22 protein-coding genes are annotated in these 23,010 nt (G+C 37.3%); 12 read left to right on the forward strand and 10 right to left on the reverse strand.

What is annotated here, in order from left to right; translation table 11 throughout:
- The first annotated feature begins 21 nt into the window (after positions 1 to 21).
- Positions 22 to 711: a hypothetical protein gene (locus B8977_RS05120; RefSeq protein ID WP_143736337.1), complete on the forward strand. Its 690-nt coding sequence runs from the start codon at positions 22 to 24 to the stop codon at positions 709 to 711.
- Positions 712 to 774: 63 nt separating this feature from the next.
- Positions 775 to 1,788, forward strand: a complete 1,014-nt coding sequence (locus tag B8977_RS05125; protein ID WP_084016617.1) for a T9SS type B sorting domain-containing protein — start codon at positions 775 to 777, stop codon at positions 1,786 to 1,788.
- A 437-nt stretch (positions 1,789 to 2,225) separates the two neighbouring features.
- On the opposite strand, the gene B8977_RS05130 is transcribed toward B8977_RS05125, so the two are convergent.
- Positions 2,226 to 4,616, reverse strand: a complete 2,391-nt coding sequence (locus B8977_RS05130; protein WP_245828449.1) for a TonB dependent receptor — start codon at positions 4,614 to 4,616, stop codon at positions 2,226 to 2,228.
- A gap of 166 nt (positions 4,617 to 4,782) precedes the next feature.
- Positions 4,783 to 5,208 (reverse strand): carboxypeptidase regulatory-like domain-containing protein, encoded by a 426-nt coding sequence (locus tag B8977_RS05135; RefSeq protein WP_084016619.1) that lies wholly within the window; start codon positions 5,206 to 5,208, stop codon positions 4,783 to 4,785.
- A gap of 221 nt (positions 5,209 to 5,429) precedes the next feature.
- Between B8977_RS05135 and B8977_RS05140 the strand changes: the two genes are divergently transcribed.
- Genes B8977_RS05140 through B8977_RS05150 form a run of 3 tightly spaced genes read left to right on the forward strand, consistent with a single transcriptional unit; the run spans position 5,430 to position 7,353 of the window.
- Positions 5,430 to 6,212, forward strand: a complete 783-nt coding sequence (locus tag B8977_RS05140) for a Rossmann-like and DUF2520 domain-containing protein (protein ID WP_084016620.1) — start codon at positions 5,430 to 5,432, stop codon at positions 6,210 to 6,212.
- Positions 6,184 to 6,711 carry a KdsC family phosphatase gene (locus B8977_RS05145; protein ID WP_084016621.1) on the forward strand — a complete coding sequence of 176 codons (528 nt, stop codon included), beginning with the start codon at positions 6,184 to 6,186 and terminating at the stop codon, positions 6,709 to 6,711. The genes B8977_RS05140 and B8977_RS05145 overlap by 29 nt, the downstream gene beginning before the upstream one ends.
- Positions 6,712 to 6,771: 60 nt before the next feature.
- The gene (locus B8977_RS05150; protein ID WP_084016622.1) at positions 6,772 to 7,353 is read left to right on the forward strand and encodes a Maf family nucleotide pyrophosphatase; all 582 of its coding nucleotides are present in this window, start codon (positions 6,772 to 6,774) and stop codon (positions 7,351 to 7,353) included.
- 64 nt (positions 7,354 to 7,417) lie between these two features.
- Here B8977_RS05150 and gyrB read toward each other — a convergent pair whose 3' ends face one another.
- From gyrB to B8977_RS05165, 3 genes are all read right to left on the reverse strand, one after another.
- Positions 7,418 to 9,358 carry a DNA topoisomerase (ATP-hydrolyzing) subunit B gene (gene gyrB, locus B8977_RS05155; protein ID WP_084016623.1) on the reverse strand — a complete coding sequence of 647 codons (1,941 nt, stop codon included), beginning with the start codon at positions 9,356 to 9,358 and terminating at the stop codon, positions 7,418 to 7,420.
- Between the two features lie 96 nt (positions 9,359 to 9,454).
- Positions 9,455 to 10,081 (reverse strand): 16S rRNA (guanine(527)-N(7))-methyltransferase RsmG, encoded by a 627-nt coding sequence (gene rsmG, locus B8977_RS05160; RefSeq protein ID WP_084016624.1) that lies wholly within the window; start codon positions 10,079 to 10,081, stop codon positions 9,455 to 9,457.
- Complete coding sequence (locus B8977_RS05165; RefSeq protein ID WP_084016625.1) at positions 10,081 to 10,527, reverse strand: GAF domain-containing protein; 447 nt, start codon at positions 10,525 to 10,527, stop codon at positions 10,081 to 10,083. The genes rsmG and B8977_RS05165 overlap by 1 nt, the downstream gene beginning before the upstream one ends.
- 77 nt (positions 10,528 to 10,604) lie before the next feature.
- Here B8977_RS05165 and xrtF point away from each other — a divergent pair, with 77 nt between their 5' ends.
- Positions 10,605 to 11,156, forward strand: a complete 552-nt coding sequence (xrtF, locus tag B8977_RS05170) for an exosortase family protein XrtF (protein WP_084016909.1) — start codon at positions 10,605 to 10,607, stop codon at positions 11,154 to 11,156.
- Positions 11,140 to 11,595 (forward strand): exosortase F system-associated membrane protein, encoded by a 456-nt coding sequence (locus B8977_RS05175; RefSeq protein WP_084016626.1) that lies wholly within the window; start codon positions 11,140 to 11,142, stop codon positions 11,593 to 11,595. The genes xrtF and B8977_RS05175 overlap by 17 nt, the downstream gene beginning before the upstream one ends.
- A gap of 7 nt (positions 11,596 to 11,602) precedes the next feature.
- Here the strand turns inward: B8977_RS05175 and B8977_RS05180 are convergent, their stop codons facing one another.
- The 4 genes from B8977_RS05180 to rlmB form a co-directional block, all read right to left on the reverse strand.
- Complete coding sequence (locus B8977_RS05180) at positions 11,603 to 11,854, reverse strand: hypothetical protein (RefSeq protein WP_084016627.1); 252 nt, start codon at positions 11,852 to 11,854, stop codon at positions 11,603 to 11,605.
- 128 nt (positions 11,855 to 11,982) lie between these two features.
- Positions 11,983 to 14,679, reverse strand: a complete 2,697-nt coding sequence (locus B8977_RS05185) for a TonB-dependent receptor domain-containing protein (RefSeq protein ID WP_084016628.1) — start codon at positions 14,677 to 14,679, stop codon at positions 11,983 to 11,985.
- 66 nt (positions 14,680 to 14,745) lie between these two features.
- Positions 14,746 to 15,123 (reverse strand): hypothetical protein, encoded by a 378-nt coding sequence (locus B8977_RS05190; protein ID WP_084016629.1) that lies wholly within the window; start codon positions 15,121 to 15,123, stop codon positions 14,746 to 14,748.
- A 31-nt stretch (positions 15,124 to 15,154) separates the two neighbouring features.
- Positions 15,155 to 15,904, reverse strand: a complete 750-nt coding sequence (rlmB, locus tag B8977_RS05195) for a 23S rRNA (guanosine(2251)-2'-O)-methyltransferase RlmB (RefSeq protein ID WP_084016630.1) — start codon at positions 15,902 to 15,904, stop codon at positions 15,155 to 15,157.
- Positions 15,905 to 16,035: 131 nt separating this feature from the next.
- Between rlmB and B8977_RS05200 the strand changes: the two genes are divergently transcribed.
- The 5 genes from B8977_RS05200 (at position 16,036) to B8977_RS05220 (ending at position 21,529) form a co-directional block, all read left to right on the forward strand.
- Positions 16,036 to 16,830 (forward strand): thymidylate synthase, encoded by a 795-nt coding sequence (locus B8977_RS05200; protein ID WP_084016631.1) that lies wholly within the window; start codon positions 16,036 to 16,038, stop codon positions 16,828 to 16,830.
- Between the two features lie 37 nt (positions 16,831 to 16,867).
- Positions 16,868 to 17,608: a subclass B1 metallo-beta-lactamase gene (bla, locus tag B8977_RS05205; protein WP_084016632.1), complete on the forward strand. Its 741-nt coding sequence runs from the start codon at positions 16,868 to 16,870 to the stop codon at positions 17,606 to 17,608.
- Positions 17,609 to 17,644: 36 nt separating this feature from the next.
- Positions 17,645 to 18,346 carry a hypothetical protein gene (locus tag B8977_RS05210; protein WP_084016633.1) on the forward strand — a complete coding sequence of 234 codons (702 nt, stop codon included), beginning with the start codon at positions 17,645 to 17,647 and terminating at the stop codon, positions 18,344 to 18,346.
- Between the two features lie 89 nt (positions 18,347 to 18,435).
- Positions 18,436 to 20,976 (forward strand): M1 family metallopeptidase, encoded by a 2,541-nt coding sequence (locus tag B8977_RS05215; RefSeq protein WP_084016634.1) that lies wholly within the window; start codon positions 18,436 to 18,438, stop codon positions 20,974 to 20,976.
- Positions 20,977 to 21,043: 67 nt separating this feature from the next.
- The gene (locus tag B8977_RS05220) at positions 21,044 to 21,529 is read left to right on the forward strand and encodes a dihydrofolate reductase (RefSeq protein ID WP_084016635.1); all 486 of its coding nucleotides are present in this window, start codon (positions 21,044 to 21,046) and stop codon (positions 21,527 to 21,529) included.
- Positions 21,530 to 21,629: 100 nt separating this feature from the next.
- On the opposite strand, the gene B8977_RS05225 is transcribed toward B8977_RS05220, so the two are convergent.
- Complete coding sequence (locus tag B8977_RS05225) at positions 21,630 to 23,009, reverse strand: nucleoside permease (protein ID WP_084016636.1); 1,380 nt, start codon at positions 23,007 to 23,009, stop codon at positions 21,630 to 21,632.
- Position 23,010: the final 1 nt, after the last annotated feature.

Here is a 23,010-nt window from a genome sequence, read left to right on the forward strand (position 1 = left end):
CAAAACATACTAAACAAAAAAATGAAAAATTTAAGTTTAAAATTATTTGCAGTACTATTTGTCTCGCTTTTGGGATATTCGCTACAGGCTCAGCTTACCCAGAATATTTTCGAGGGTGAAACTAAAAACTACAGTGTAGATACTGTGGCTCCTGACGGAGGGCCTAACGGAACCACCGGCTCTACTTACACATGGACGGTATTTGATGCTACCAATACAGACATCACCGGAACTACGATGACAATCACAAACACACCTCCTTCCACATCAGGAAATGCGGTGACGATTAACTGGGATACGACTCCGGCCGGACAATATACTTTACACGTTTTGGAAACAAATGGAAGCTGTGAGGGTACAGAAGAATTCATCAATGTAATCATCAGCCCTATCGGAAGTCCGGTATTGACAGCATTAGACACAGATATCTGTTCGGGTGAAACTGCAGAATTTGAAATCACAGGTGCTTCTGCAAACAGTATCATCACATTTACGGTAACAGGCGGTACAGCTGCTCCGGTTTCACCAATCACTGTCGATGCTTCAGGCAATGGAACGATCATCGTAACACATGATGGAACGACTGCTCAGATAGATGTAACACTTACAAGTATGGAATTGCCAAATGGAACTGTAGTAGCCATTACTCCTCCGGTAACAGCAAATACAACTGTAATCATCATCACAACGTCAACAATTACATTTGATTAATCAGATATAATAAAAGATTTGAACCCAAACAGGTATATACAAAATTTAATAAAGTTTGCTTTCATGCAAGTGCTTCTCTTCTGGGGAAGCACCTTGTATGGGCAACAGACTACCTGTATCGGTTCATCTCATATCTACCGTGTAGATGAAAATGAAAACGGTGGAAACGGAACGACCGGATCTACTTATAGCTGGACTGTTGTGGAACCCGCTTTTCAGGGAACCATCAGCAATATTCCGGGATTTCCATCAGGAAATCAAATTGAAATCAACTGGGGAAGCACGCCGGAAGGTCAATATACTTTAATCGTTACGGAAACATTTAACGGTTGTAGTAATCCTCAACAAATTACTGTAACACTTAGAGACGGAATTGAAATTGATACATTGGAAGATTTACTTATCTGCCCTGATGGCGGAAGTGTGACTTTCAACGCAGGATTTGGATATGATTCCTATGCCTGGTACAATGATGCTGATGAACTTCTTTCAACAGCAAGAGAACTTACGGTGGAAATACCGGGAACTTACCGATTGGAAGTAAGAAGCGCCAATTGTGCTGCCACAGAATTAGTGGAAGCAGTTCCGATTGAATTCCCAATTTTTGTGGTGAATACAGATGTTTACAATTCAATTGTGGTAGAACACATCGCCGGAAATGTGGACGAACTGGAATACCAGTTAGAAGACATGGAAGGGAATGTCATCAAACCTTGGCAAGTTGGAAATATCTTCAACGGTGTAAAGGAAGGAATCTACATCATCAGAATCCGTACTTGGGATGCCAGCTGCTATACTTATAAAACGGCAATCACTGTAAGCATTCCAAATGCCATCACTCCAAACGGCGATGGATACAATGACCATTGGGATCTTTCCCGATTACAAAATTATGCACCGGATGCACGCGTTGAGGTTTATGACCGATACGGAAAATTCATCCATGCGTTGAGTAAAGAAAATAATTTCAGATGGGACGGCTATTATCTTGGCAGACCGCTTCCTTCAAGCTCTTATGTCTATATCATGAAAATCGGTGGTGAGAAATTCACCGGATATTTATTGATTAAGAATTAATTCTCTTTACAATTTTTAACATTAAGGAATTAGATTTAAAATAATATTATTAAGTCTGGTTAAGAAATCAAAATTGATTTTAAACAAATTTTAACTGATATTTTTAATTCAAATTAATCCCTAAAATATTTTTCAAAAAAACTTTATAATTCCTACTGATAGGAATCAATTTTCCTTTGATTTTGAATTATATCCTTACAAATGATCGGGGTGTGCAGCCAATCTCTGGGTTTATTGCATGAGGGATGGAGGCATCTGTTTGAGCTCCTCCGGCATTTCGCCGGAGAGCGAGTGCCGAGAGCCCGGTGCGGCGGATACCTGACTAAAGGGAAGCCGGCGCACATGCCTAAATTGAAATAAAAAATCCTCTTAAAATGAATTGAGAGGATTTTCTGAGTAATGAAATAAAAAATTAAAAATATATGTAATAAGGAAACTTAGAATCCGATGCCGCCACCGCCGCCTGACTGGTTGCTTTCCTGGTTAAGGTGTCTTTTACGGACTTCACCTCCGAAGTTGTATGAGAATCCTACATAAAGGGTTTGTGATTCCCAGAAGAATTGCCCTAATCCCGGCGTTGGATTGGTAATGTGCGCTTCAGCGTTAAATGTTTTGAATATGTCGCTTACTCTGGCTGTGAATGCGGCTTTTCCATCCATGAAAGAATATCTCATCCCTAAATCCATGCGCCACATCGGCTGCATTTCTCCTTGTATGAATTTGAATGGGCCACGGTACATGAAGAAGTTTTGGACGCTCAAATCTTTGGTAAGATTGATGTTGTTGTTGATACGGAAGTTCCATGGCGTTCCGGTTACTTCTTCTTCGCCTAAGTAGAATTTGTTTGCAAATATGTCGAAACTTGCATTGAAGCTCCACCATTTGACTGGTTTATAGTTTGCGCTTAGTTCTACGCCATAGCTTTCTGAGTCTTCATAATTGATGTATTTCTGTACAACTGTCGGAGTTTCGACACCATTTACGATAATTGTTTTGTTTTCTAAATAACGGAAAAGCACGTCGTTTACCTTTCTGTAGAATGCGGTAGCGTTGAGGCTTCCTCCTTTGAATCTTTGTAAATAACCTAATTCGTAAGAGTTTGTGAACTGCGGTCTGAGCTCAGGGTTCCCTTCACTTGTCATTGTTGGTGTAGTCCACTCCGGAACAGGCGTCATCTGTCCTATCCATGGGCGGTCAACACGGCGGCTGTAGTTCAATAATATCTGCCCGCGCTCTGTCACATCATAAGTCAAAAATGCAGATGGATAGAATTCTGTGTAATCATTCTTAAAAGTACCCACACCTGTAGGAACTACATTATAATCTGCGTTTTCTTCTACTCTTTCTGCTCTTACCCCTAACTGCATTCCGAATTTACCAAATGTCTGTCCGTAGTTTACATAAGCTGAATAGATATCTCTTGTGAACTGGTAATCTACATCAGGTGAATAGGTAAATGGATTCCCCTGATCATCTTCGTTATCCAATACTTGAGTTGAAAGCATATCGTTTTCATTTTTCTCTTGTCTAAATTGTAATCCGGCTTCGATTTTACCGCCATCGATGATTTGATTAGTATAATCTAAATTGATACGGGTATTTTCATTTTTACCTTTTCTCCATTCAGAGAAAGTTTCTATCGGGAATGTGTTTACATAATTACGTGTGTCTTTATTGTCTGAAGTGGAATAAATTGCATCCAAAACAATATTGTGGTTTTCTTTTCCGAAATCTTGTTTGAAATTTAAACTATAATCCTGATTGTCATATTTACCATCTACATCGCTGTGATTGTAAAAAAGTGTGTTGACTTCATTATCAAAAACGTTAGCTTGTGCACCACCTTCTCCTCTGTTATAGAATTGGCTTGTATACAATGTCAAAGCTGTTTTTTCTCCGATGAACCAGTCAAATCCTACTTTAAATACTTGTGAATTATTTTCGTCATTTACATCAAAAAATTGATCTAATAAAGTATCATAATTGTTTACTTCACCATGAAATCTGTTTCTTCCGAAATTGGCATTGTAATTCCCAAAGAAGTTGAAACTTCCTGTGTTTACATTTGCATTTACGGAACCATTGTGGCGTGAATTGTCGCCTAAAGTATATCCCAAATCCAGGCCTACATTGTAACCCTTTCTTTTGTTTTTATGGGTAATGATATTGATGATACCTGAGTTTCCTTCCGGATCATATTTCGCAGAAGGATTGGTAATGATTTCCACTTTTGCGATTGCATTAGAAGGTAATTGTTTCAATAATTGCGCAGCAGGAATGTTTGATGGTTTTCCGTCCACCATTACTTTTACGTTTTCATTTCCGCGAAGCGAAAGTGCTCCTGTCTGCTGGTCAACACTTACAGAAGGAATGTTGTTCAAAACTGAAGCTGCATCTGCTCCGGCACTTACCAAATCTTTTCCGACATCAACAACTCTTTTATCGATTTCAGTTCTGTACTGAGACGTTTCAGCACGAATTTCCGCTCCTTCGAGGACAACGATATCCGAACCCATCACAATTCCACCCAAATCTGTTGCAGCATTTTGAACGTTGATGTCTTGTACTTTATCATTAAATCCCACGGCTGTAATTACCAATTCGTACGTCCCGTAGTCGATGCCTTCGATGACAAAAGTTCCGTCATCTTCGCTCATTCCTCCTGAAACCAGACTTTGTGTTTCACCTTTTGTATAAATTTCTATCGATGCATAAGGAATTGCTTTTCCTGCCCCATCCTGTACTTTTCCTGTAATGGTTCCTTTTTTGTCATTTGCAAATGACATTGCACTCAACATCAAAAAGAAAACCATCGTTAATAACCTCATATTCATATTATTTTGCTTTACATATTACCTTGTTAAACAAGTAGAAAAATCAAACTTCTCTATCATTTTCTATTTCTTACTTCTATAAGTTGTTAGAAATTTCTACTTGTTACAAAAAACATTAAATTTAATTTCTAAACAGTTTTAGTTGGGTTAAATTCTTATTTTATTTTGCTTTTCCATAGATGACAACCTCGTCCAAAATCACAACTTCTTTCTGTGAAGCTTTGCCATAAATAACGGCCTCGTTTAGAGAAATGTCATTTTCACACAAAACAATTGTTCCCAAATCAAATGAAGTTGATTCTACTTTTACGGTTTCAATTTTGTCATCAAATCCTTTTGCCTTTACAATGAATTTATATTCGCCCGGTTTTAAATCTGACAACATATAAGTTCCATTCTCTTGAGAATCTCCTTTGTAAATTAATTTATGTTTTGAATTAATGTCATAAACTTCTAAAGAACTTGAGATGATTCCAAATCCTGACTCGTCTTGGATTTTACCCGTCAAACCTGTTTTGTTTCCATTTGCCAATAATACGATTGCACTCATAAAAACTAATCCTGAAATTAAACCTTGAATTTTCATTTGTATATTTATTTAATGTTAACTATTATGTTTTGCACATTACCTTGTTTTGCCTAATTATTAAGAACAATTTACCGTGCTTTAATCATAAGACGACTATTTTTAAAATATGTTACACTTGGCAGAAAAAAAATTCTTAAAAATTTCATTATTCGCATTTAATCCAAATAACTAATTAGCTTAATTCTTCTATATTTGTGAATGTTAATCAGAATGAATATATGAGATCAGTAGTCATTTTAGGCGCAGGAAATGTTGCTTTCCACCTGACCAGAGCGCTTTTACAAAATACAATCAATGTCCGTCAAATTTTTAACCGTACACTTTCCAGAGCAGAAGAATTAGGCGAATCGCACAACATCAGTTTTACAAATAAAATTTCAGAATTGGAAAAAGCTGATTTATATATAATTGCAGCATCCGATGCGGCAGTTGAGGAACTTTCTCATTACATTCCATTTGATGATTGTTTGGTGGTTCATACTTCGGGTTCTTTGAAAACAGATGTTTTGAAGGGCGATTACAGAAAAGGTGTTTTTTATCCTTTACAGACTTTTACCAAAAGAAAAAATCTTCGTTACGAAGAAATTCCATTTTTTGTAGAAGCGGATAATAAAGAAGATGAAGATGCACTTTATGCTTTAGCTGATAAAATTTCGAATGAAGTTCACCGCGTTGACACTACCAAAAGACAAAAACTTCACATGTCAGCCGTTTGGGTGGGGAATTTTGTGAATCATCTATATTATTTAGGAAATAAACTCTGTGAGGAAAATGACCTTCCATTTGATGTTTTGAAACCGCTGATTGAGGAAACAGCATTGAAAGTTCAGGACATGAGTCCTTACGATGCGCAAACCGGTCCGGCAAGAAGAAATGATGAAATCATCATCCAAAAACATTTAGAAATTCTGGAAGATTCCCGTTTACAGCAATTGTATCAATTATTGACAGATTCCATTCAAAGAACTTACCATGATCAGCTACAAGCAAAAGTTAAATAATATAACCACATTTATATTGGACATTGACGGCGTACTTACAGACGGCACCGTAACCTTGATGCCTACCGGCGAAATGGTCAGAACGATGCATACAAAAGACGGTTATGCCATTCAGTTTGCCATCAAAAAAGGATTTCGTGTTGCGGCGATTACAGGCGGTCGTGACCAAATGGTAGTTGAAAGGCTGAAATATTTGGGGATGACGGATATATATTCGGGTGTTCATGACAAATGGGATGCTTATCAAGATTTAATTTTTAGTTATAATTTAAAGCCTGAAGAAATTGTTTACATGGGCGATGATATGCCGGATATTGACATCATGAAAGACGTTGGACTCGCTTGTTGCCCAAATGATGCAGTTGCCGATGTACGTGCAATTTCAGAATACATTTCTTTGTTAAACGGAGGCGAAGGATGCGTCCGTGACATTATCGAACAAACAATGAAAGTACAAAGAAAATGGTATGATGAAGCTGATACTACGCAGTCGATTTAAGACTGTTTCTAGATTCTGCTCGAAATGACAAATTTCAAATAAATTCTAAATTTAATTAAGATGCTACTACAAGAAAAATTAATTGATAAAAAAATATTTCTCGCTTCGCAATCGCCTAGAAGACAAGAACTTTTGAAAGGTTTGGGAATTGATTTTGTAGTTATAAGAATCGAATCGGATGAAAGTTTTCCCGAAGAATTGAACCGTGAAGAAATCACCGAATTCATTTCAGAAAATAAAGCGAATGCTTGTGGAGAATTGAATCCAAATGAGATTCTGATTACCGCAGATACTTTGGTTTGGCTGAATAATCGCGTTTTGGGAAAACCACAAGATGCCCAGGAAGCTTTTGAGATGATTGCAGAAATGTCTGATACTACACACGAAGTTTTCACTTCTGTAACTATAAAAACTACTGAAAAAATCCTGACTTTTTCAGAAACGACCGAAATTACTTTTGATAAATTTTCCGAAGAAGAAATTAATTTTTACATCGAAAATTTCAAACCCTTTGACAAAGCCGGTGCTTATGGAATCCAAGATTGGCTGGGTTATGCAAAAATCTCCAGAATCAATGGTTGCTACTACAATGTAATGGGGTTGCCATTGAGAAAATTATACCAGGAACTTTTGTTCTTCTAAAAAAAATGCCTTAAAATTCAGATGAAATTCAAGGCATTCTTAGTAGTATTAATCAGAAAATAAATTACACATCAATTTTTGCGTACATCGCATTTTTCTCTATAAATTCTCTACGTGGTGGAACATCATCGCCCATCAACATTGAGAAAATTCTGTCAGACTCCGTTGCATTATCAATCGTCACTTGTCTGAGCGTTCGGTGTTCAGGATTCATGGTTGTTTCCCATAATTGTTCAGCATTCATCTCTCCCAAACCTTTGTATCGCTGTACTGCAATTCCTTTTCCGGTACCGTCTGTGGACCATTCTGCCACCAAACGTTCACGGTCGTTTTCACCCCAAGCATATTGTTGCTTTGCACCTTTTTTCAACAAATATAAAGGTGGAGTAGCAATGTAAATATAGCCATTTTCAATTAATTCCTTCATATATCTGAAGAAGAATGTCAAAATCAAAGTTGTAATGTGGCTACCGTCGACATCGGCATCGGTCATGATTACGATTTTATGGTAACGTAATTTGGCTAAATTTAATGCTTTACTGTCTTCTTCCGTTCCTATAGAAACGCCCAAAGCAGTATAAATGTTTCGGATTTCTTCATTTTCCAAAACTTTATGCGCCATGGATTTTTCTACGTTTAAGATTTTTCCTTTCAATGGTAAAATCGCTTGGAAATGACGATCACGACCTTGTTTAGCTGTTCCCCCTGCGGAATCACCCTCGACAAGATAAAGTTCACTTTCAGCCGGATCTTTAGAGGAACAATCGGCTAATTTACCAGGCAAACCGCTTCCACCCATCGGGTTTTTACGTTGTACCAATTCACGGGCTTTCTTCGCAGCTTGTCTTGCTTTGGCAGCAAGAATTACTTTTTCCACGATGATTTTCCCTTCGTTCGGATGTTCCTCCAAATAATTGGTCAACATTTCTCCAACGATTTTATCAACCGCACCACTTACTTCAGAATTTCCTAATTTAGTTTTGGTTTGTCCTTCAAATTGAGGTTCCATTACCTTTACAGAAATAATCGCAGTCAAACCTTCGCGGAAGTCATCTCCTACGATTTCAACTTTTTCTTTTGCAAGGTTGAAATTTTCATCAGCATATTTCTTTAAAGTTCTCGTCAAAGCACGTCTGAAACCAGCCAAGTGCGTACCTCCTTCGTGTGTGTTGATATTGTTTACATATGAATGTAAATTTTCGTTGTATGAAGTATTGTAACGCATCGCCACTTCTACCGGAACACCATCGCGGTCGCCTTCCATGTAGATGATTTCCTGCATCAAAGCTTCGCGGTTTCCGTCAACGAATTCCACAAATTCTTTCAATCCACCTTCTGAATGAAAAGTATCTGTTACGAATTCACCTTTGTCGTCTTTTTCTCTTTCGTCTGTGATGGTGATTGTAATTCCTCTGTTAAGGAATGACAATTCTCTCAAACGCAAAGCCAACGTATTGTAATTGTAAACGGTTTCGTTGAAAATTGTATTATCAGGTTGGAAAGTAACCGTAGTTCCGCGGTCGTCAATTTCGCCCACTTCTTTTACATCATAAATGCTATGTCCTTTCTCATATTCCTGAACATAGATTTTTCCGTTGCGGTGAACTTCAGCTTTTAAGTGGGTTGAAAGTGCATTCACACAAGAAACACCCACACCATGTAAACCACCGGAAACTTTGTAACTGTCTTTGTCAAATTTACCACCCGCACCGATTTTGGTCATTACCACCTCAAGGGCAGATTTCCCTTCTTTTTTGTGCATGTCCACAGGAATTCCACGACCGTTGTCTTTTACGGTTACTGAATTTCCTTCGTGAATCGTTACAAAAATTCTGTCGCAGTGTCCTGCAAGCGCCTCGTCAATCGAGTTGTCAACAACTTCATATACCAAGTGGTGCAATCCTCTCGTCCCTACATCTCCGATGTACATGGACGGACGCATCCTCACGTGTTCAATACCTTCTAACGCCTGAATACTATCAGCCGTATAAGTGTTATTACTCATAAATCTTTTCTTACTGAATTAACCTAACAAAGGTACGGAATTTTAACGAGCTTTCAAGCATATAACTCTCTCGAAACCGTTAGTTTTCAACAAAATTTAAAGTGATTTTGCAGAAATGTAAACCACTTTTTTAGTTTCAAAAAATGGCTCGTCAAAATAGTCGGGGATTTCAAAAATCTGCGCTTGTGGAAATGTAAATAATTCCTCTTCTAAATCGCCACCTTTCAGATAAAGGATTCCGTTAGGCATTGAATTTTGCTCTTTGGATTCAAATTTATCTTCGATCCATTCTACGAATTTAGGCATGGCTGTAACTGCGCGCGAAACCACGAAATCAAATTTGGATTTGATTTGTTCAGCACGTTTTGCTTCGGCTTTTAAATTGGTCAAGCCAATTGCTGAAGACACTTCGTTTACAACCAAAATCTTTTTAGTAATAGAATCTACCAAATGAAACTCCACTTCCGGGAACATAATAGCAAGTGGAATCCCAGGGAATCCACCGCCAGTTCCGACATCCAGAACTTGTGTTCCATTTTCAAAAGAAATCACTTTGGCAATGGCAAGCGAATGAAGTACGTGTTTGGTGTAGAGTTCATCAATGTCTTTTCGAGAAATAACGTTGATTTTTTCGTTCCATTCGAAATACAAATCTTTTAAAGCAGAAAATTGTTCGATTTGCTTTTGAGTTAAATCTGGAAAATATTTGAGAATTTCGTTCATTAAATTACTTCAGAAACTTTTTTACAAACATAATTCAGCAAATCTTCATCTTTTTTGGTGAATGGATTAATTTCATGGCTGTCTATGTCTATCTGTCCAATATTTTTCCCATTTTTGAAAATCGGTACAACGATTTCAGATTTAGTATCGATGCTGCACGAAAGATAATTGTCCTGTTTCGAAACGTCCGGAACGACAAAAGTTTCGTTGGAAACTGCAACCTGACCGCAAATCCCTTTCCCGAATGGAATGATGGTGTGGTCGGTTTCTGCGCCCACATAAGGACCCAACATCAGTTCTTGCTTGTCGCCATTGGTAAAATAAAATCCAACCCAATTGTAATGTGAGACTTCGTCGTGAAGCAATTGACAAGTTTTTTGAAGCTTACCTTCATTCTCTATATTTGATGCAAAAATGATGTCGATGCGTTTTTCTAAAGTTTCCATTAATTTAATTTGAATGACAAATTTAAGGGATTTACATGATTAAATTTATGATTAACTTTGTTTTTCGTTTGAAACCTATGAAAGAATTTAAACCTGTATTGATTTTTTTGTTGAAATTCATAATTGCATGGATTGCGATGGTGGGAATTTACAATATTTATCTTTCGCAATACCATTCTGAAAACAAGCCCGATCCTTATAGTCAAACGGTTGCAAAATGGACAGTCGGCTGCATGAATATTGCTGGATTTGAATCTTATCAAAAAGACGATGAAATGCGCCCCTGGACGTGGATTTATACTGAGGGAAAAAGAACTTCTTACATAAATGAAGGGTGTAATGCGATTTCAATAATGATTATTTTCGTTGCATTTGTAATAGCTTTTTCTACTACTTGGAAACAAACGATACTTTATATTTTAGGTGGATTGATAGTTATTCAAATTATGAATATTCTGCGGATTTCGTTGCTGAACTACATTTTTGCCTTTCATAAAGATTATGCCAAAATGGCGCATGATTATCTCTTCCCTGCAATACTTTACGGAACGATAGTTATTTTGTGGATTGTGTGGGTGAAATACTTTGCTTTGAAACCAAAAAAGAAATCAGATGAACAAATGGCTTAGGTATTTGCTGGCAGCGGTTTTGGTTGTTTGTTTGATTTTGGTGAGGGGTTTTGAAAAAGAATTGTTTTATGATCCTTTCCTGCAGTTTTTCAAAGGTGATTTCATCAATAGTGAATATCCTGAATATGATTTAGCACGTGTGGTTTTGAGTGTTATTTCGAGGTATCTGATCAACACAATAATCTCAATTTTAATTATTGGATTGATCTTTTGGAGCAGAAATTATATACTGTTTACTAGTTATATTTATGCTGGATTCTTTCTGATTTTGCTGCCGATTTATATTTATTTTGTGGAAACTGAATTTTCTCTTGGGGAAAATATGGGATTCTACATCAGGCGGTTTTTGATACAGCCTGTTTTACTTTTGATTTTGATTCCGGCTTTTTATTATCAGAAGTATTTAGCTAAAAAAGATACTTCAGCAAGTTCTGAATAACAATAAATTAGAGGTTGTGGCTGCCGGTGGGCGGTGTTGTATCTTGTACTTTTGTGGTTTGAATGGTTTGTGCTTTGTTGCGCTTTTTGTACATCCAGCCGATTATTCCTCCGATTAAAATCCCTAGTCCTCCGCCGTATAAAAGTCCTAAAACGAATTCAGGCTGAGTCAATAAATCGCCGAATTTTATTTTACCGACAAATGATGCGACAATGGCGATGGCGATGAGAAGTATTCCGATAATGGTTGTGTATTTCATGATTTCTATTTTAGATATTAGAATTTAGATTTAAGATATGAATTCAAATTTAATCAATTCAAAACTAAAAAACCTCACAGGTTTTTAAAAACTGTGAGGTTTTCACTAAATAATTAATCCAAAATAATTTAAAAATCAATATCGATTCCTATGTAAAAATTCGCCGGCATAATGGGTGCATAAACCATTCCGCCATCAAAATAATTGCTGAAAGGATTTTGCGCATCTATAATCGCATGGTGCTGTGTGTAACTCAACAGGTTTTCTGCGCCGACATATAAACGCAAAACTTTGTTGAAATTTCTGGAAATCTGTGCATTTAACAAGAAATAAGATTCGCCATAATCGGGAGTATGAAATTCATGTGGATTAGATGCTGTGCTCGGCAAACGTTGTTTGCCTACCCATTGCAAAGTCGTGTCGAAATTCCAAAGGGAACCGTTTGTTTTTCTTAAAGTGCTGTAAGCGAGGTTTAAGAATCCACGGTGCTGAGAGGTGAATGGTAGTTCGTTTTTACCTGAAATGTAGTCTGTTTGGGTGTCGTAAAATTTATAAGCCAAACGTGCTTCGAGTCTTTTTATCGGCTGGAAGTCCCACTGGATCTGTAAACTGTTGGCATAAGAATCTCCGTCTAAATTGTAAAACAAGATGGTCTGTGGAGAATCATCCAAATCTAAAACTACCTGATTCTGGAAATCGGTTCGGAATAAATCGGCTACAACGGTGCTTTTTCTACCGAAAAATTTGAATTCCTGCTGTAAGCTGATTCCGTAATTCCATGCAATTTCCGGTTCCAATCCGTAAATATCACCTCCGTTTTCGTTGATAACAATCTGACGGTTGGAAGCCAAATAAGCCTGACTTTCTGCAAAAATATTGGCGGTTCTGAATCCGCGTCCGGCTGAAGCGCGTAAAATTGTTTTAGGTGTAATGTCGTATTTCACATTTAACCTTGGCGTGAACTGCGTTCCGGCTAAGTTGTGTAAATCCAACCTTGCGCCACCGACTACCGTCAATTTATCTCCGGTGTAAGTATATTCAAAGAAGGCTCCCGGAACAGTTTCGTTTCTTTTGAAATTAATCAAGTTGTATAATTCATCGTATTGGTCATACAAAAAGCTCAATCCAGTTTTGTATTTGTGAGCGGTGTTGCTGAAGATACTTTCAAAAATTAAATTTGAATAAAAAGTTCGTTGTGAGGCATCGTAAGTGCGGAGTCCGAAATAACTTTTCTGTTCATTGTAATTGAACTGGTTCATCCAACCGATGCTTTGATAAGGTTTTCCCTCGAAAACATATCCGGATTTGTTCCAAACCTGAAAACGCTGGATGTCGATTCCGATTCCGTAAGCGTTTGTGGTTCCTTTATCAGCATCTTCTCTAAATGCCGTCTGTCCGCCCAATCTGTGGTCATTTACATAATTTACTCCGAAATGAGTCATGAGTCCCGAATGTCCGGCGTCGCTGTAATTCAATAAATAACTCACGTTGATATTTCTACCAATTGGTTGGTCCATGAATCCGTCGTCGTTGTGGTCTTGTCGGTCGGTAGTCGCATTTGCGTGTAATAAAATGGACTGTGTCCAGTGATCATCTATCGCATCGTTATGCACAAAATTTCCTTCGAATCGGGTATTGATGTCTCCGAAGAAATTGATGGAAGTTTTGGCTTTGTCGTGGGATTTGTACAATTCCGTGTTGATGTGTCCGGCAATCGCTTCATATCCATTTGTCACCGAACCGCCACCTTTTGCTAGCTGAATTCCTTGAATCCATCTTCCCGGAATGAAATTCATCCCATAAGCGGAAGAAATCCCACGGATCTCGGGTAATAATTCTTTGGTAAGCAAAATGTATTTCTGGTCGAGCCCGAGCATTTTGAGTTGTTTCGTCCCTGAAACCGCATTGGCATAGGAAACATCGACTGTTGCATTGGTCTCAAAACTTTCAGACAAGTTGCAACAAGCCGCTTTCAGTAATTCTTTGTCGCTGATGTTCTCCATCAAACCCACCGCATTTTTATCAAACCCATGAGCTGCCTTGTTTCCGGTAATGGTTGCTGTAGTTAAATCAACTGCTTCGTCATCGTGGTTGTGTCCGTCATGGGATGAATTGTCGTGACCGTCATTTGATGTTTGGTTATGTTGATTTCCACCTTCCATCACGTGTGTTCCTTCGCTATTTTCGACATTCTCCCAATCGACTTCGCGATCATACAAACAACATCCGGGAAGTGCATCGTAAGTAGAAGTTTGAGCTGTGTATAATTCATTGTCATGTCCTACTTCTGCAATTTTTTTCATTATTGCATCTTTGGAAGTTTGGGTAGAATCATACGTTAAAGTCAAAACTTTGGTGATGATGTCCCAATTCCCGCTTGCGGAAGGAAAAGTTTTGATGGCATTTTCAATTCGTTTTTTGCACGAACCGCAATTTCCTCTGACCTTTATTGTTTCGGTTTTGAGGGTTGAATTCATTTCAGAATGAACTTCATCGGATGAATCATCACGGGTGTATAAACAACATCCTGGAAGGTTTTCATAGACTGATTTCTCTGCCGAATATAAGTCGTTGTCGTGTCCGACTTTAGCGATGTTTTTTGCAATTGCATCGAGAGAAGTGGATTTCGAATCAAAAGTCACAGTCAATGTGTTTGATTCCAAATCATAATTTCCTTTTGCTGACGGCAATTCTTTTACGGCCTTTTCGATGCGCTCTTTGCACATGTCACAATTGCCTTTTACTTTTAAAGTTTCTGTTTTTTCCTGTGCAGATAATCCTACGGAAATCAACAACAGGAATATATAAATAAGTTTTTTATACATTTCATTTGATTAAAATTTTCAATAAGGTTTTACGAAATTCGAAGTTTGAAATTCGCTTAAATCAGATTATGAAACATATTTTGGCGGATGCCAGAAGGAATAAGAAATGTCTTTGAAATAAAAACTGAGGTAATGTTCGTTTTTAATTTGCTCCAAAGGAAATGAAACGGAATTTAATTTTGGATTTGAATTTTGAACGAAATTTTTCAGAACGTTCATGTGTACACAGCAATCGTGCGTGGGGCAATTGTCACCACAATGCTTTTCGTCTTTACAGCTTTTGGAATCATGGGAATTTTCAGAATGATGTTCATCCAATTTTTCCGCACAGCAACCCACTTCTTTTTTATCGGGCAAAACCATAATCGAAGTATAGGCCATTGCCGGAGCAGCCAGCATGATGCAGGTAATGAAAAGGATGAATATTTTTTGAATTTTCTCCACTTGAGGACAAAGTTAAAAAATTAATTTAAACTTATTTGAATTCACCTCTTTGTCTTACCACTTCGTAAAGAAATGCACCGCAGGCAACGGAAACATTTAAAGATGAGGTTTTGCCAAATACAGGTAATTTAACAATTTTATCAGAGATTTTAATCAAATCATGAGAAATTCCGTCTTCTTCGCTACCCATTACAATTGCAGTCGGCATGGCATAATCGGCATCATAAAGATAATCTGCCGCTTTTTCTGTTGCGCTCACAATCTGAATTCCTGACTGTTGCAAATAATCAAAAACCCTTCTCAAACTCGGTTCTTTACAAACCGGAATGTTGTACAAAGCACCCGTTGAAGTTTTTACCGCATCGGCATTTACGGAAGCGGAACCTTTTTGCGGAATGATAATCGCATCAACACCGACACATTCTGCCGTTCGGGCAATCGCACCGAAGTTGCGGACGTCACTCACGCGATCCAAAATCAAAAGGAAAGGTGTTCTGCCTTGTTCGTAAATTTGTGGAAGGATGTTTTCTATGGAATCAAATTCAATCGGAGAAATGAATGCATAAACGCCCTGATGGTTTTTGCGTGTCAATCGGTTTAATTTTTCAACCGGAACGTACTGCGCAGGAATTTCAAATTCGGTAATTAATTTTCTTAATTCCGAATGAATTTCACCTTGCAAACCTGTCTGCACAAAAAGTTTATCGATTGTTTTTCCTGCCTCAATCGCTTCAATTACCGGACGCAATCCAAATATTCCTGATTCTCTATCTCTTTCCATTGGGCAAACTTACGAAATAACTTTGACGAAATTCGAAGTTAAAAATTCGAGTTTCGTTTATAAGTTTGTGAATATTTTAATTCGGTTTATGTTTTAATTTATCCGAAATTTGCAATTCAATTTAACTCAAAATGCAGCAATACCACGATTTAGCCAGACATATTTTAGAAAACGGAACAATGAAAGAAGACCGCACCGGAACGGGAACCAAGAGCGTTTTCGGTTATCAGATGCGTTTCAACATGCAGGATGGATTTCCGCTAGTGACGACCAAAAAACTGCATTTGAAATCTATAGTTCATGAATTGCTTTGGTTTCTGAATGGTGATACCAATGTGAAATATCTTCAAGATAATGGTGTGCGTATCTGGAACGAATGGGCAGATGAAAACGGAAATTTAGGACCTGTTTACGGTCATCAGTGGAGAAGCTGGGGAAAACCAAATGGCGAAACCATCGACCAGATAAAAGTTGCGATTGATCAAATTAAAAACAATCCTGATTCTAGGCGAATTATCGTTTCTGCGTGGAACGTAGGCGAATTAGATCAAATGGCTTTGGCACCTTGTCATGCCTTTTTCCAGTTTTATGTGGCGGAAGGAAAATTGTCTTTGCAGCTTTATCAGCGCAGCGCCGATGTATTTCTGGGAGTGCCGTTTAACATTGCTTCGTATGCTTTGTTGTTGCAGATGGTGGCGCAAGTTTGTGGACTGCAAGCGGGAGATTTTGTACATACTTTTGGAGATGCGCATATTTACTCGAATCATTCTGAGCAAATCGAATTACAACTTTCGCGTGATCCAAAACCACTTCCAATGATGAAAATCAATCCGGAAGTGAAAGATATTTTCGATTTCAAATTTGAGGATTTCATTTTGGAAAATTATGATCCGCATCCGCATATCAAAGGCGCTGTGGCGGTTTAGTTTTATTCTATTTTAAATTATAAATTTCGAGTTTTCAATGAAATCAATTTCGTTCCTATTTCTATTTTTTATGTTTATTTCTTGTTCCAAACAAATTTTAGAAAGTCAACAACAATATACGACCTACGAGTCCAAAAATTTAATCGTAATCAAACTTTCAGAAAACGTTTATCAGCACATTTCTTATTTACAAACAAATGATTTTGGAAAGGTTCCTTGCAACGGAATGATTGTGGTTGACAATGGCGAAGCAGCAGTTTTTGATACGCCGGCGGATGCCGAAAGTTCTGAAGAATTAATCGAATTTTTACAAAATCGAAATATGAAAATCAAATCTGTCGTTGCTACACATTTTCATGAAGACTGCATCGGCGGACTGGATGAGTTTCATAAAATCGGCGTACCTTCTTATGCAAATCATCTGACTATTGAATTATTGAAAGACAATGGAAAAAACATTCCTCAAAATGGAATCGATAAAGAATTCAAGCTAAAAGTTGGAAACAAAAAAGTTTATTTGAATTATTTCGGAGAAGGTCACACAAAAGACAATATCACCGCTTATTTCCCCGATGAAAAAACTTTGTTTGGCGGTTGTTTGCTCAAAGAAATGGATGCTACAAAAGGTTATCTGTGTGATGCAAATGAAAGTGCTTGGTCAGAAACCGTAACCAAACTCAAACAAAAATATCCCGACATCCAAACCGTGATCCCAGGACATGGTGAACGCGGCGGAATGGAATTGGTGGATTATACGATTGGGTTGTTTCGGAAATAGTTTTAAAATATTTATTATGTTTTTCGTTTAGTACACATGAAAAACTTAACTATCCTATTGTTGCTTAGTATTATTTTATTCTCTTGTAATAAAAAATTTACTTCAATATATACAGTCAGCACCGAACATCCAGATGCTATTTTATATTCTGATGGATTAGTTAAATATAAAAATTTTAAAGAAGGAAAGATTATTAATTTTGATTTTTTGAGTTCATGTAGAAAAGATAATTTAGAAATTTACTTTGTTCAGAAAGCATCCAAACCTTGCGCTTTACATATTAACAAATCTTTATCCGACTTAATTTTTATGGCTGGAAATCCTTTATTTGATTCAATTGTTAAAGCCGAATTTATGGAAGAAAAAATGATTAATGATTCTCTTTCTTTTTTAATTTTAAAAGCAGAAACTAAAAACTCAAAAGGATTTTTCGCAGGAAATAGCGAACACATGAAAATACTTGCTATAAAATCAGGAAGCAATTTAAAATCAATTTCAAAAATCTATTCTAGTTGGACAGATGGTTTTCACTCCTATGAAAATTCGATTTTAAAACTAAATGAAAATTTATACCAAATGAATGATTATGATTTTGCTCCTCCGGTGAATAACATTCTAAATGGCTACTCCATTTTCCATATTACAAATGATGGTTTTATAGAAGTTTTAGATGAAAAGTTCGCATTACCATACAGACAACAAGTGTTTGATAATGTCAATAATCTAAACTCAAAATAATTTAAAAGATTAAATCCTAACACCCCTTTTGCAAGCCAGTTGTAACAAATTTTATTATCTTTCGACCAATTCAATTCATAATCATTACAATGCAAAAACAAATATTCAGCATCGCATTTGCTTTTTTGGTAAGTGCCACAACCTATGCACAAGTCAAAGAAACCTTGCCACCGAGTTACCGTGAAAATCAATCCAATAAAATGGATATTTACCGCGCGGAAGCAGAAAAAATCAATTCTTTGGTTCACACCAAATTGGATTTGAAATTTGATTTCCAGAAAGAACAAGTCAATGGTGAAGCTTGGGTAACGGCAAAACCTCACTTTTACGATACGAATACTTTGTTGCTCGATGCAAAAGCAATGCTCATCCATGAAGTTGCTTTGGTAACGGGCGGTTCTAAAAAGAATTTGAAATTTACCAACGATGAATTTCAATTAAAAATTGAATTGGATAAAACTTACAAAAGAAATCAGGAATATACTGTTTATATCAAATACACAGCGCGTCCCAACGAAGTAAAACAAGAGGGAAGCTCTGCGATTACAGATGCGAAAGGAATGTATTTCATCAATGCACACGGACAAGATCCGGACAAGCCGACGCAGGTTTGGACGCAGGGTGAAACGGAATCAAGCTCTTGCTGGTTTCCAACAATTGACAAGCCCAATCAGAAAACTTCACAGGAAATGTACCTTACGGTTCCCGATAAATTTGTTTCGCTATCGAATGGTAAATTGGAAAAACAAACCAAAAATTCGGACGGAACGAGAACAGATTACTGGAAATTTGACAAAAAACACGCGCCTTATTTGTTTTTTGTAGGAATTGGAGATTATTCGATTACGAAAGACAAATGGAAAAATATCGATGTGGATTATTACGTCGAACATGAATATGCGCCTTATGCCAAAGAAATTTTCGGAAATACCCCCGAAATGATTGGTTTCTTTTCGGAATTGTTGAAATATGAATTTCCTTGGAATAAATACCATCAAATTTCAGCAAGAGATTATGTTAGCGGCGCGATGGAAAACACTACAGCCGTAATTTTCGCCGAAGGCGTTCAGCAAAAACCGGGACAATTGATCGATGAAAATACATGGGAAGGAACCATCGCGCATGAATTGTTTCACCATTGGTTTGGGGATTTGGTAACGACAGAAAGCTGGGGGAATTTAACAGTCAATGAATCATTGGCTAATTATTCAGAATACCTTTGGTTTGAACACAAATTCGGCAAGGACAAAGCCGAACAAGACCGTTACGATGATTTGCAAGGATACAAAATGGATCCTGCAAATTTCAATAAAAACCTGGCTCGTGTACACTACAATGCACGCGAAGATATGTTCGACGGCGTTTCTTACAATAAAGGTGGAAAGGGTGTTTTGCACATGTTGAGAGGATATTTGGGTGATGAAGCATTTTTCGCAGGATTGAGTAAATATCTACACGATTACGAATATGGAACGGCCGAAGCAGTGCAAATGCGATTGTCGATGGAATCCGTGAGCGGACGTGATTTAAATTGGTTTTTTGACCAATGGTATTTCGCAAACGGGCATCCACAAATGAACATCGCGTATGATTACAATGCTTCTTCGAAAAAAGTAAAAGTAACGGTGGTTCAAAATCAAACGAACCAATTGTTTGAGTTCCCGTTTGCATTTGATGTGGTTGTAGATGGAAAAGCGACGCGTCATCATGTTTGGATTGCGAAGAAAAAAGAAAATTCATTTGAATTTGAGGCAAATAAAAATCCGGAAGTTGTGATTCCAAATGCCGATCAGGATATCCTTTGTGACATCACCGACAACAAATCTATCGAAGCTTTTGCGGCGCAGTACAAAACTGCCAAAGATGAATTCATTTCGAGGTTATTGGCGATCGATGCCTTTGCTGATGCGCAATCTACGAATGAATTGGCGTTGAATACTTTGATTTCCGCGTTGAATGATCCTTATTACGGAATCAGAACTCATGCGATTTACAAATTAGACCCTCAATATTCAAAAGTGAAGGAAAAAGCAATTCCGGTTTTGAAAAAACTGGCCGCTTCAGATCCGAAAACTTTGGTACAATCGGCAGCTTTAAATGTTTTGAATCAAATGGAAGAAAAAGACATTTCAATTTTCCAGAATGGATTGAAAAGTAAATCTTTCAGTGTGCAGGCAGCTGCGGCTTCAGGCTTGATGCGATTGGATCCGACGAAAATTTCAGAATTGACACAATTAGACGATGAAGTTTTGAAAAACAGCCCTGAATTGATTGCTGAATTATTGCCAACTTGGATTCAAAACAATGACAAAACCAAATTACCTGTGATAGCAGAATCGGTTGCGTTATTCACTTTCACCAAATACCAAGATCCGGTTTTAGGTGGTAAATTGGAAAAAGGATTCAATTGGATGATGGCTGCAGATGATTTGAATTCAACCAAAAAAGCAGCTTCATTGTATAAACAAGTTGCAAATTATCTGAAGGACAACCCGGGCGCTGTCATGGTTTTAAAACAAACGATTCAACAAGCGATTTCTTTGAAAAATCAAGCAAACATTGCGAATCCTTCAAAAAATTTAGAAGAACAGGTAACTGTTTTGAACGGAGCTTTGGAAAGCATTAAATAATTTATAGAAAAATAATACTTCCTTGTCAGGGTTATTTAACTTTGGCAAGGATTTTAATTTTGTACTAATGATTACAACCATCGTCGCAAAAGCAGAAAACAATATCATCGGAAACAACAATGAATTGATTTGGCACCTGCCTAATGATTTGAAACGATTCAAAGCGTTGACTTCAGGACATCCTATTATTATGGGACGCAAAACATTTGAATCCATCGGAAGGCCACTCCCCAACCGAACTAACATTGTAATTACACGAAATTCAGACTGGAATTTTGAAGGCGTTTTGGTGGTCAACTCACTCCAAGAAGCAATTGAAAAAGCAAAGGAAATCGATGAGAATATTTTTATCATTGGCGGAGGAAACATTTATGAACAAGCGTTGGACATTTCAGATGCATTGGAAGTGACGGAAGTTCATCATCCTTTTGAGGGAGATACAAAGTTTCCTGAAATCAATTCGAAAACATGGACTGAAACTGCAAGAGAAAAATTCTCTAAAGATGAAAAACATTTGTACGAATACTCATTCGTCCGCTACGAAAGGATTTAATTCGCTGTATAATAAGGTAATCCTTCAAGTTTCTTATGAATTATGAAGCAACTTAAGTATAATGATGTGGAAACTTTAAAACCTAAATGATTTGATATAATTAATGCGAAACATTTATATCTTTCGGGTCGTGTTTATGTTTGAATAGTATCGCAAACAAAATCGCCACTACCAAAGCATACAAAGCAAATACCGTCCAGATTCCCTGCCAGTCTTTCATCATGATTACATTGCTCAAAACACCGTTATCCAAAATATCTATTTTTTGTTTTTGAATGAATTCAACCAACAAATTATTCGTCGGTTCTGTTTCTAAAAAAGTTGCCAGCTCAGCTGTATTTTCAAACGTACGCGTATAAAATTTATCAATTAACCAGCCTGAAAGCACACTTCCTACAACCGCTCCGATACCGTTGGTCATCATCATAAAAAGCCCCTGTGCAGAAGAACGAATCTTAGAATTCGTATTTGTTTCCACAAATAATGAGCCCGAAATATTGAAAAAGTCAAATGCCATTCCATAAACCACGCAAGACATGATGATCATCCACAATCCATCTGTTGGGTTCCCGTACGCAAACAATCCAAATCGTAAACACCAGGCAATCATCGATATCAGCATCACTTTTTTGATGCCGTATCTTTTCAGAAAAAATGGAATTGCCAAGATGAAAAGCGTTTCGGAAATCTGTGAAATCGACATGATAATCGTAGAATATTGAATCACAAAAGAGTCCGCATATTTCGGAAAATGTTTAAATTCATCCAAGAAAACGTCACCATAAGCATTTGTTAATTGCAAAGCAGCACCCAAAAACATAGAGAACACAAAGAACAATGCCATTTTGTAACTCTTAAAAAGTTTAAACGCATCCAACCCCCAAACTTGTACCCAGCTTGATTTTTCGTTTTTGGTTAAATTCTCCGGCGGAACCGCAGGTAACATAAATGCATAAATACCTAACCCCAAAGCTGCTATCCCAGCAATGTAAAACTGGAATTCAGAAGCCTTGCTTCCCGTTAGATTCGTCAACCACATGGCCGCAATAAAACCAACCGTTCCCCAAACGCGAATCGGTGGAAAATCTTTTACCACATCATAATTATTATTTCTTTTCAATAAAGAATAGGAAATAGAATTATTCAAAGCAATCGTCGGCATATAGCAACACATTGCTACAAGCATTACCCAAAAGAAAGTATTCGGGTCATCAACCGTCGTTAGATAAAACAACGCCGCTGCATAACCTATCTGTAAAATTCCATATAATTTTTCCGCATTTACCCATCGGTCAGCAATTATTCCGGTTATTGTTGGCATAAACAAAGAAGCAATACCCATTGTGGAAAAAATAATCCCGAATTGTGTTCCATCCCATTGTTTAGTTCCAAACCAATAGTTCGCAACTGTGATCAACCATGCTCCCCAGACAAAAAACTGGAAAAAATTCATGATGATCAATCTGAGTTTTATTGACATA

The sequence above is a fragment of the Moheibacter sediminis genome (assembly GCF_900176425.1).
Lineage (GTDB): Bacteria > Bacteroidota > Bacteroidia > Flavobacteriales > Weeksellaceae > Moheibacter > Moheibacter sediminis.

Excerpts from the sequence above, each read along its gene's own strand:
- B8977_RS05120 (WP_143736337.1), top strand. The coding sequence starts at position 22 with ATGAAAAATTTAAGTTTAAAATTATTTGCAGTACTATTTGTCTCGCTT.
- B8977_RS05125 (WP_084016617.1), top strand. The coding sequence starts at position 775 with ATGCAAGTGCTTCTCTTCTGGGGAAGCACCTTGTATGGGCAACAGACT.
- B8977_RS05130 (WP_245828449.1), bottom strand. The coding sequence starts at position 4,616 with ATGAGGTTATTAACGATGGTTTTCTTTTTGATGTTGAGTGCAATGTCA.
- B8977_RS05135 (WP_084016619.1), bottom strand. The coding sequence starts at position 5,208 with ATGAAAATTCAAGGTTTAATTTCAGGATTAGTTTTTATGAGTGCAATC.
- B8977_RS05140 (WP_084016620.1), top strand. The coding sequence starts at position 5,430 with ATGAGATCAGTAGTCATTTTAGGCGCAGGAAATGTTGCTTTCCACCTG.
- B8977_RS05145 (WP_084016621.1), top strand. The coding sequence starts at position 6,184 with ATGATCAGCTACAAGCAAAAGTTAAATAATATAACCACATTTATATTG.
- B8977_RS05150 (WP_084016622.1), top strand. The coding sequence starts at position 6,772 with ATGCTACTACAAGAAAAATTAATTGATAAAAAAATATTTCTCGCTTCG.
- gyrB (WP_084016623.1), bottom strand. The coding sequence starts at position 9,358 with ATGAGTAATAACACTTATACGGCTGATAGTATTCAGGCGTTAGAAGGT.
- rsmG (WP_084016624.1), bottom strand. The coding sequence starts at position 10,081 with ATGAACGAAATTCTCAAATATTTTCCAGATTTAACTCAAAAGCAAATC.
- B8977_RS05165 (WP_084016625.1), bottom strand. The coding sequence starts at position 10,527 with ATGGAAACTTTAGAAAAACGCATCGACATCATTTTTGCATCAAATATA.
- xrtF (WP_084016909.1), top strand. The coding sequence starts at position 10,605 with ATGAAAGAATTTAAACCTGTATTGATTTTTTTGTTGAAATTCATAATT.
- B8977_RS05175 (WP_084016626.1), top strand. The coding sequence starts at position 11,140 with ATGAACAAATGGCTTAGGTATTTGCTGGCAGCGGTTTTGGTTGTTTGT.
- B8977_RS05180 (WP_084016627.1), bottom strand. The coding sequence starts at position 11,854 with ATGAAATACACAACCATTATCGGAATACTTCTCATCGCCATCGCCATT.
- B8977_RS05185 (WP_084016628.1), bottom strand. The coding sequence starts at position 14,679 with ATGTATAAAAAACTTATTTATATATTCCTGTTGTTGATTTCCGTAGGA.
- rlmB (WP_084016630.1), bottom strand. The coding sequence starts at position 15,904 with ATGGAAAGAGATAGAGAATCAGGAATATTTGGATTGCGTCCGGTAATT.
- B8977_RS05200 (WP_084016631.1), top strand. The coding sequence starts at position 16,036 with ATGCAGCAATACCACGATTTAGCCAGACATATTTTAGAAAACGGAACA.
- bla (WP_084016632.1), top strand. The coding sequence starts at position 16,868 with ATGAAATCAATTTCGTTCCTATTTCTATTTTTTATGTTTATTTCTTGT.
- B8977_RS05210 (WP_084016633.1), top strand. The coding sequence starts at position 17,645 with ATGAAAAACTTAACTATCCTATTGTTGCTTAGTATTATTTTATTCTCT.
- B8977_RS05215 (WP_084016634.1), top strand. The coding sequence starts at position 18,436 with ATGCAAAAACAAATATTCAGCATCGCATTTGCTTTTTTGGTAAGTGCC.
- B8977_RS05220 (WP_084016635.1), top strand. The coding sequence starts at position 21,044 with ATGATTACAACCATCGTCGCAAAAGCAGAAAACAATATCATCGGAAAC.
- B8977_RS05225 (WP_084016636.1), bottom strand. The coding sequence starts at position 23,009 with ATGTCAATAAAACTCAGATTGATCATCATGAATTTTTTCCAGTTTTTT.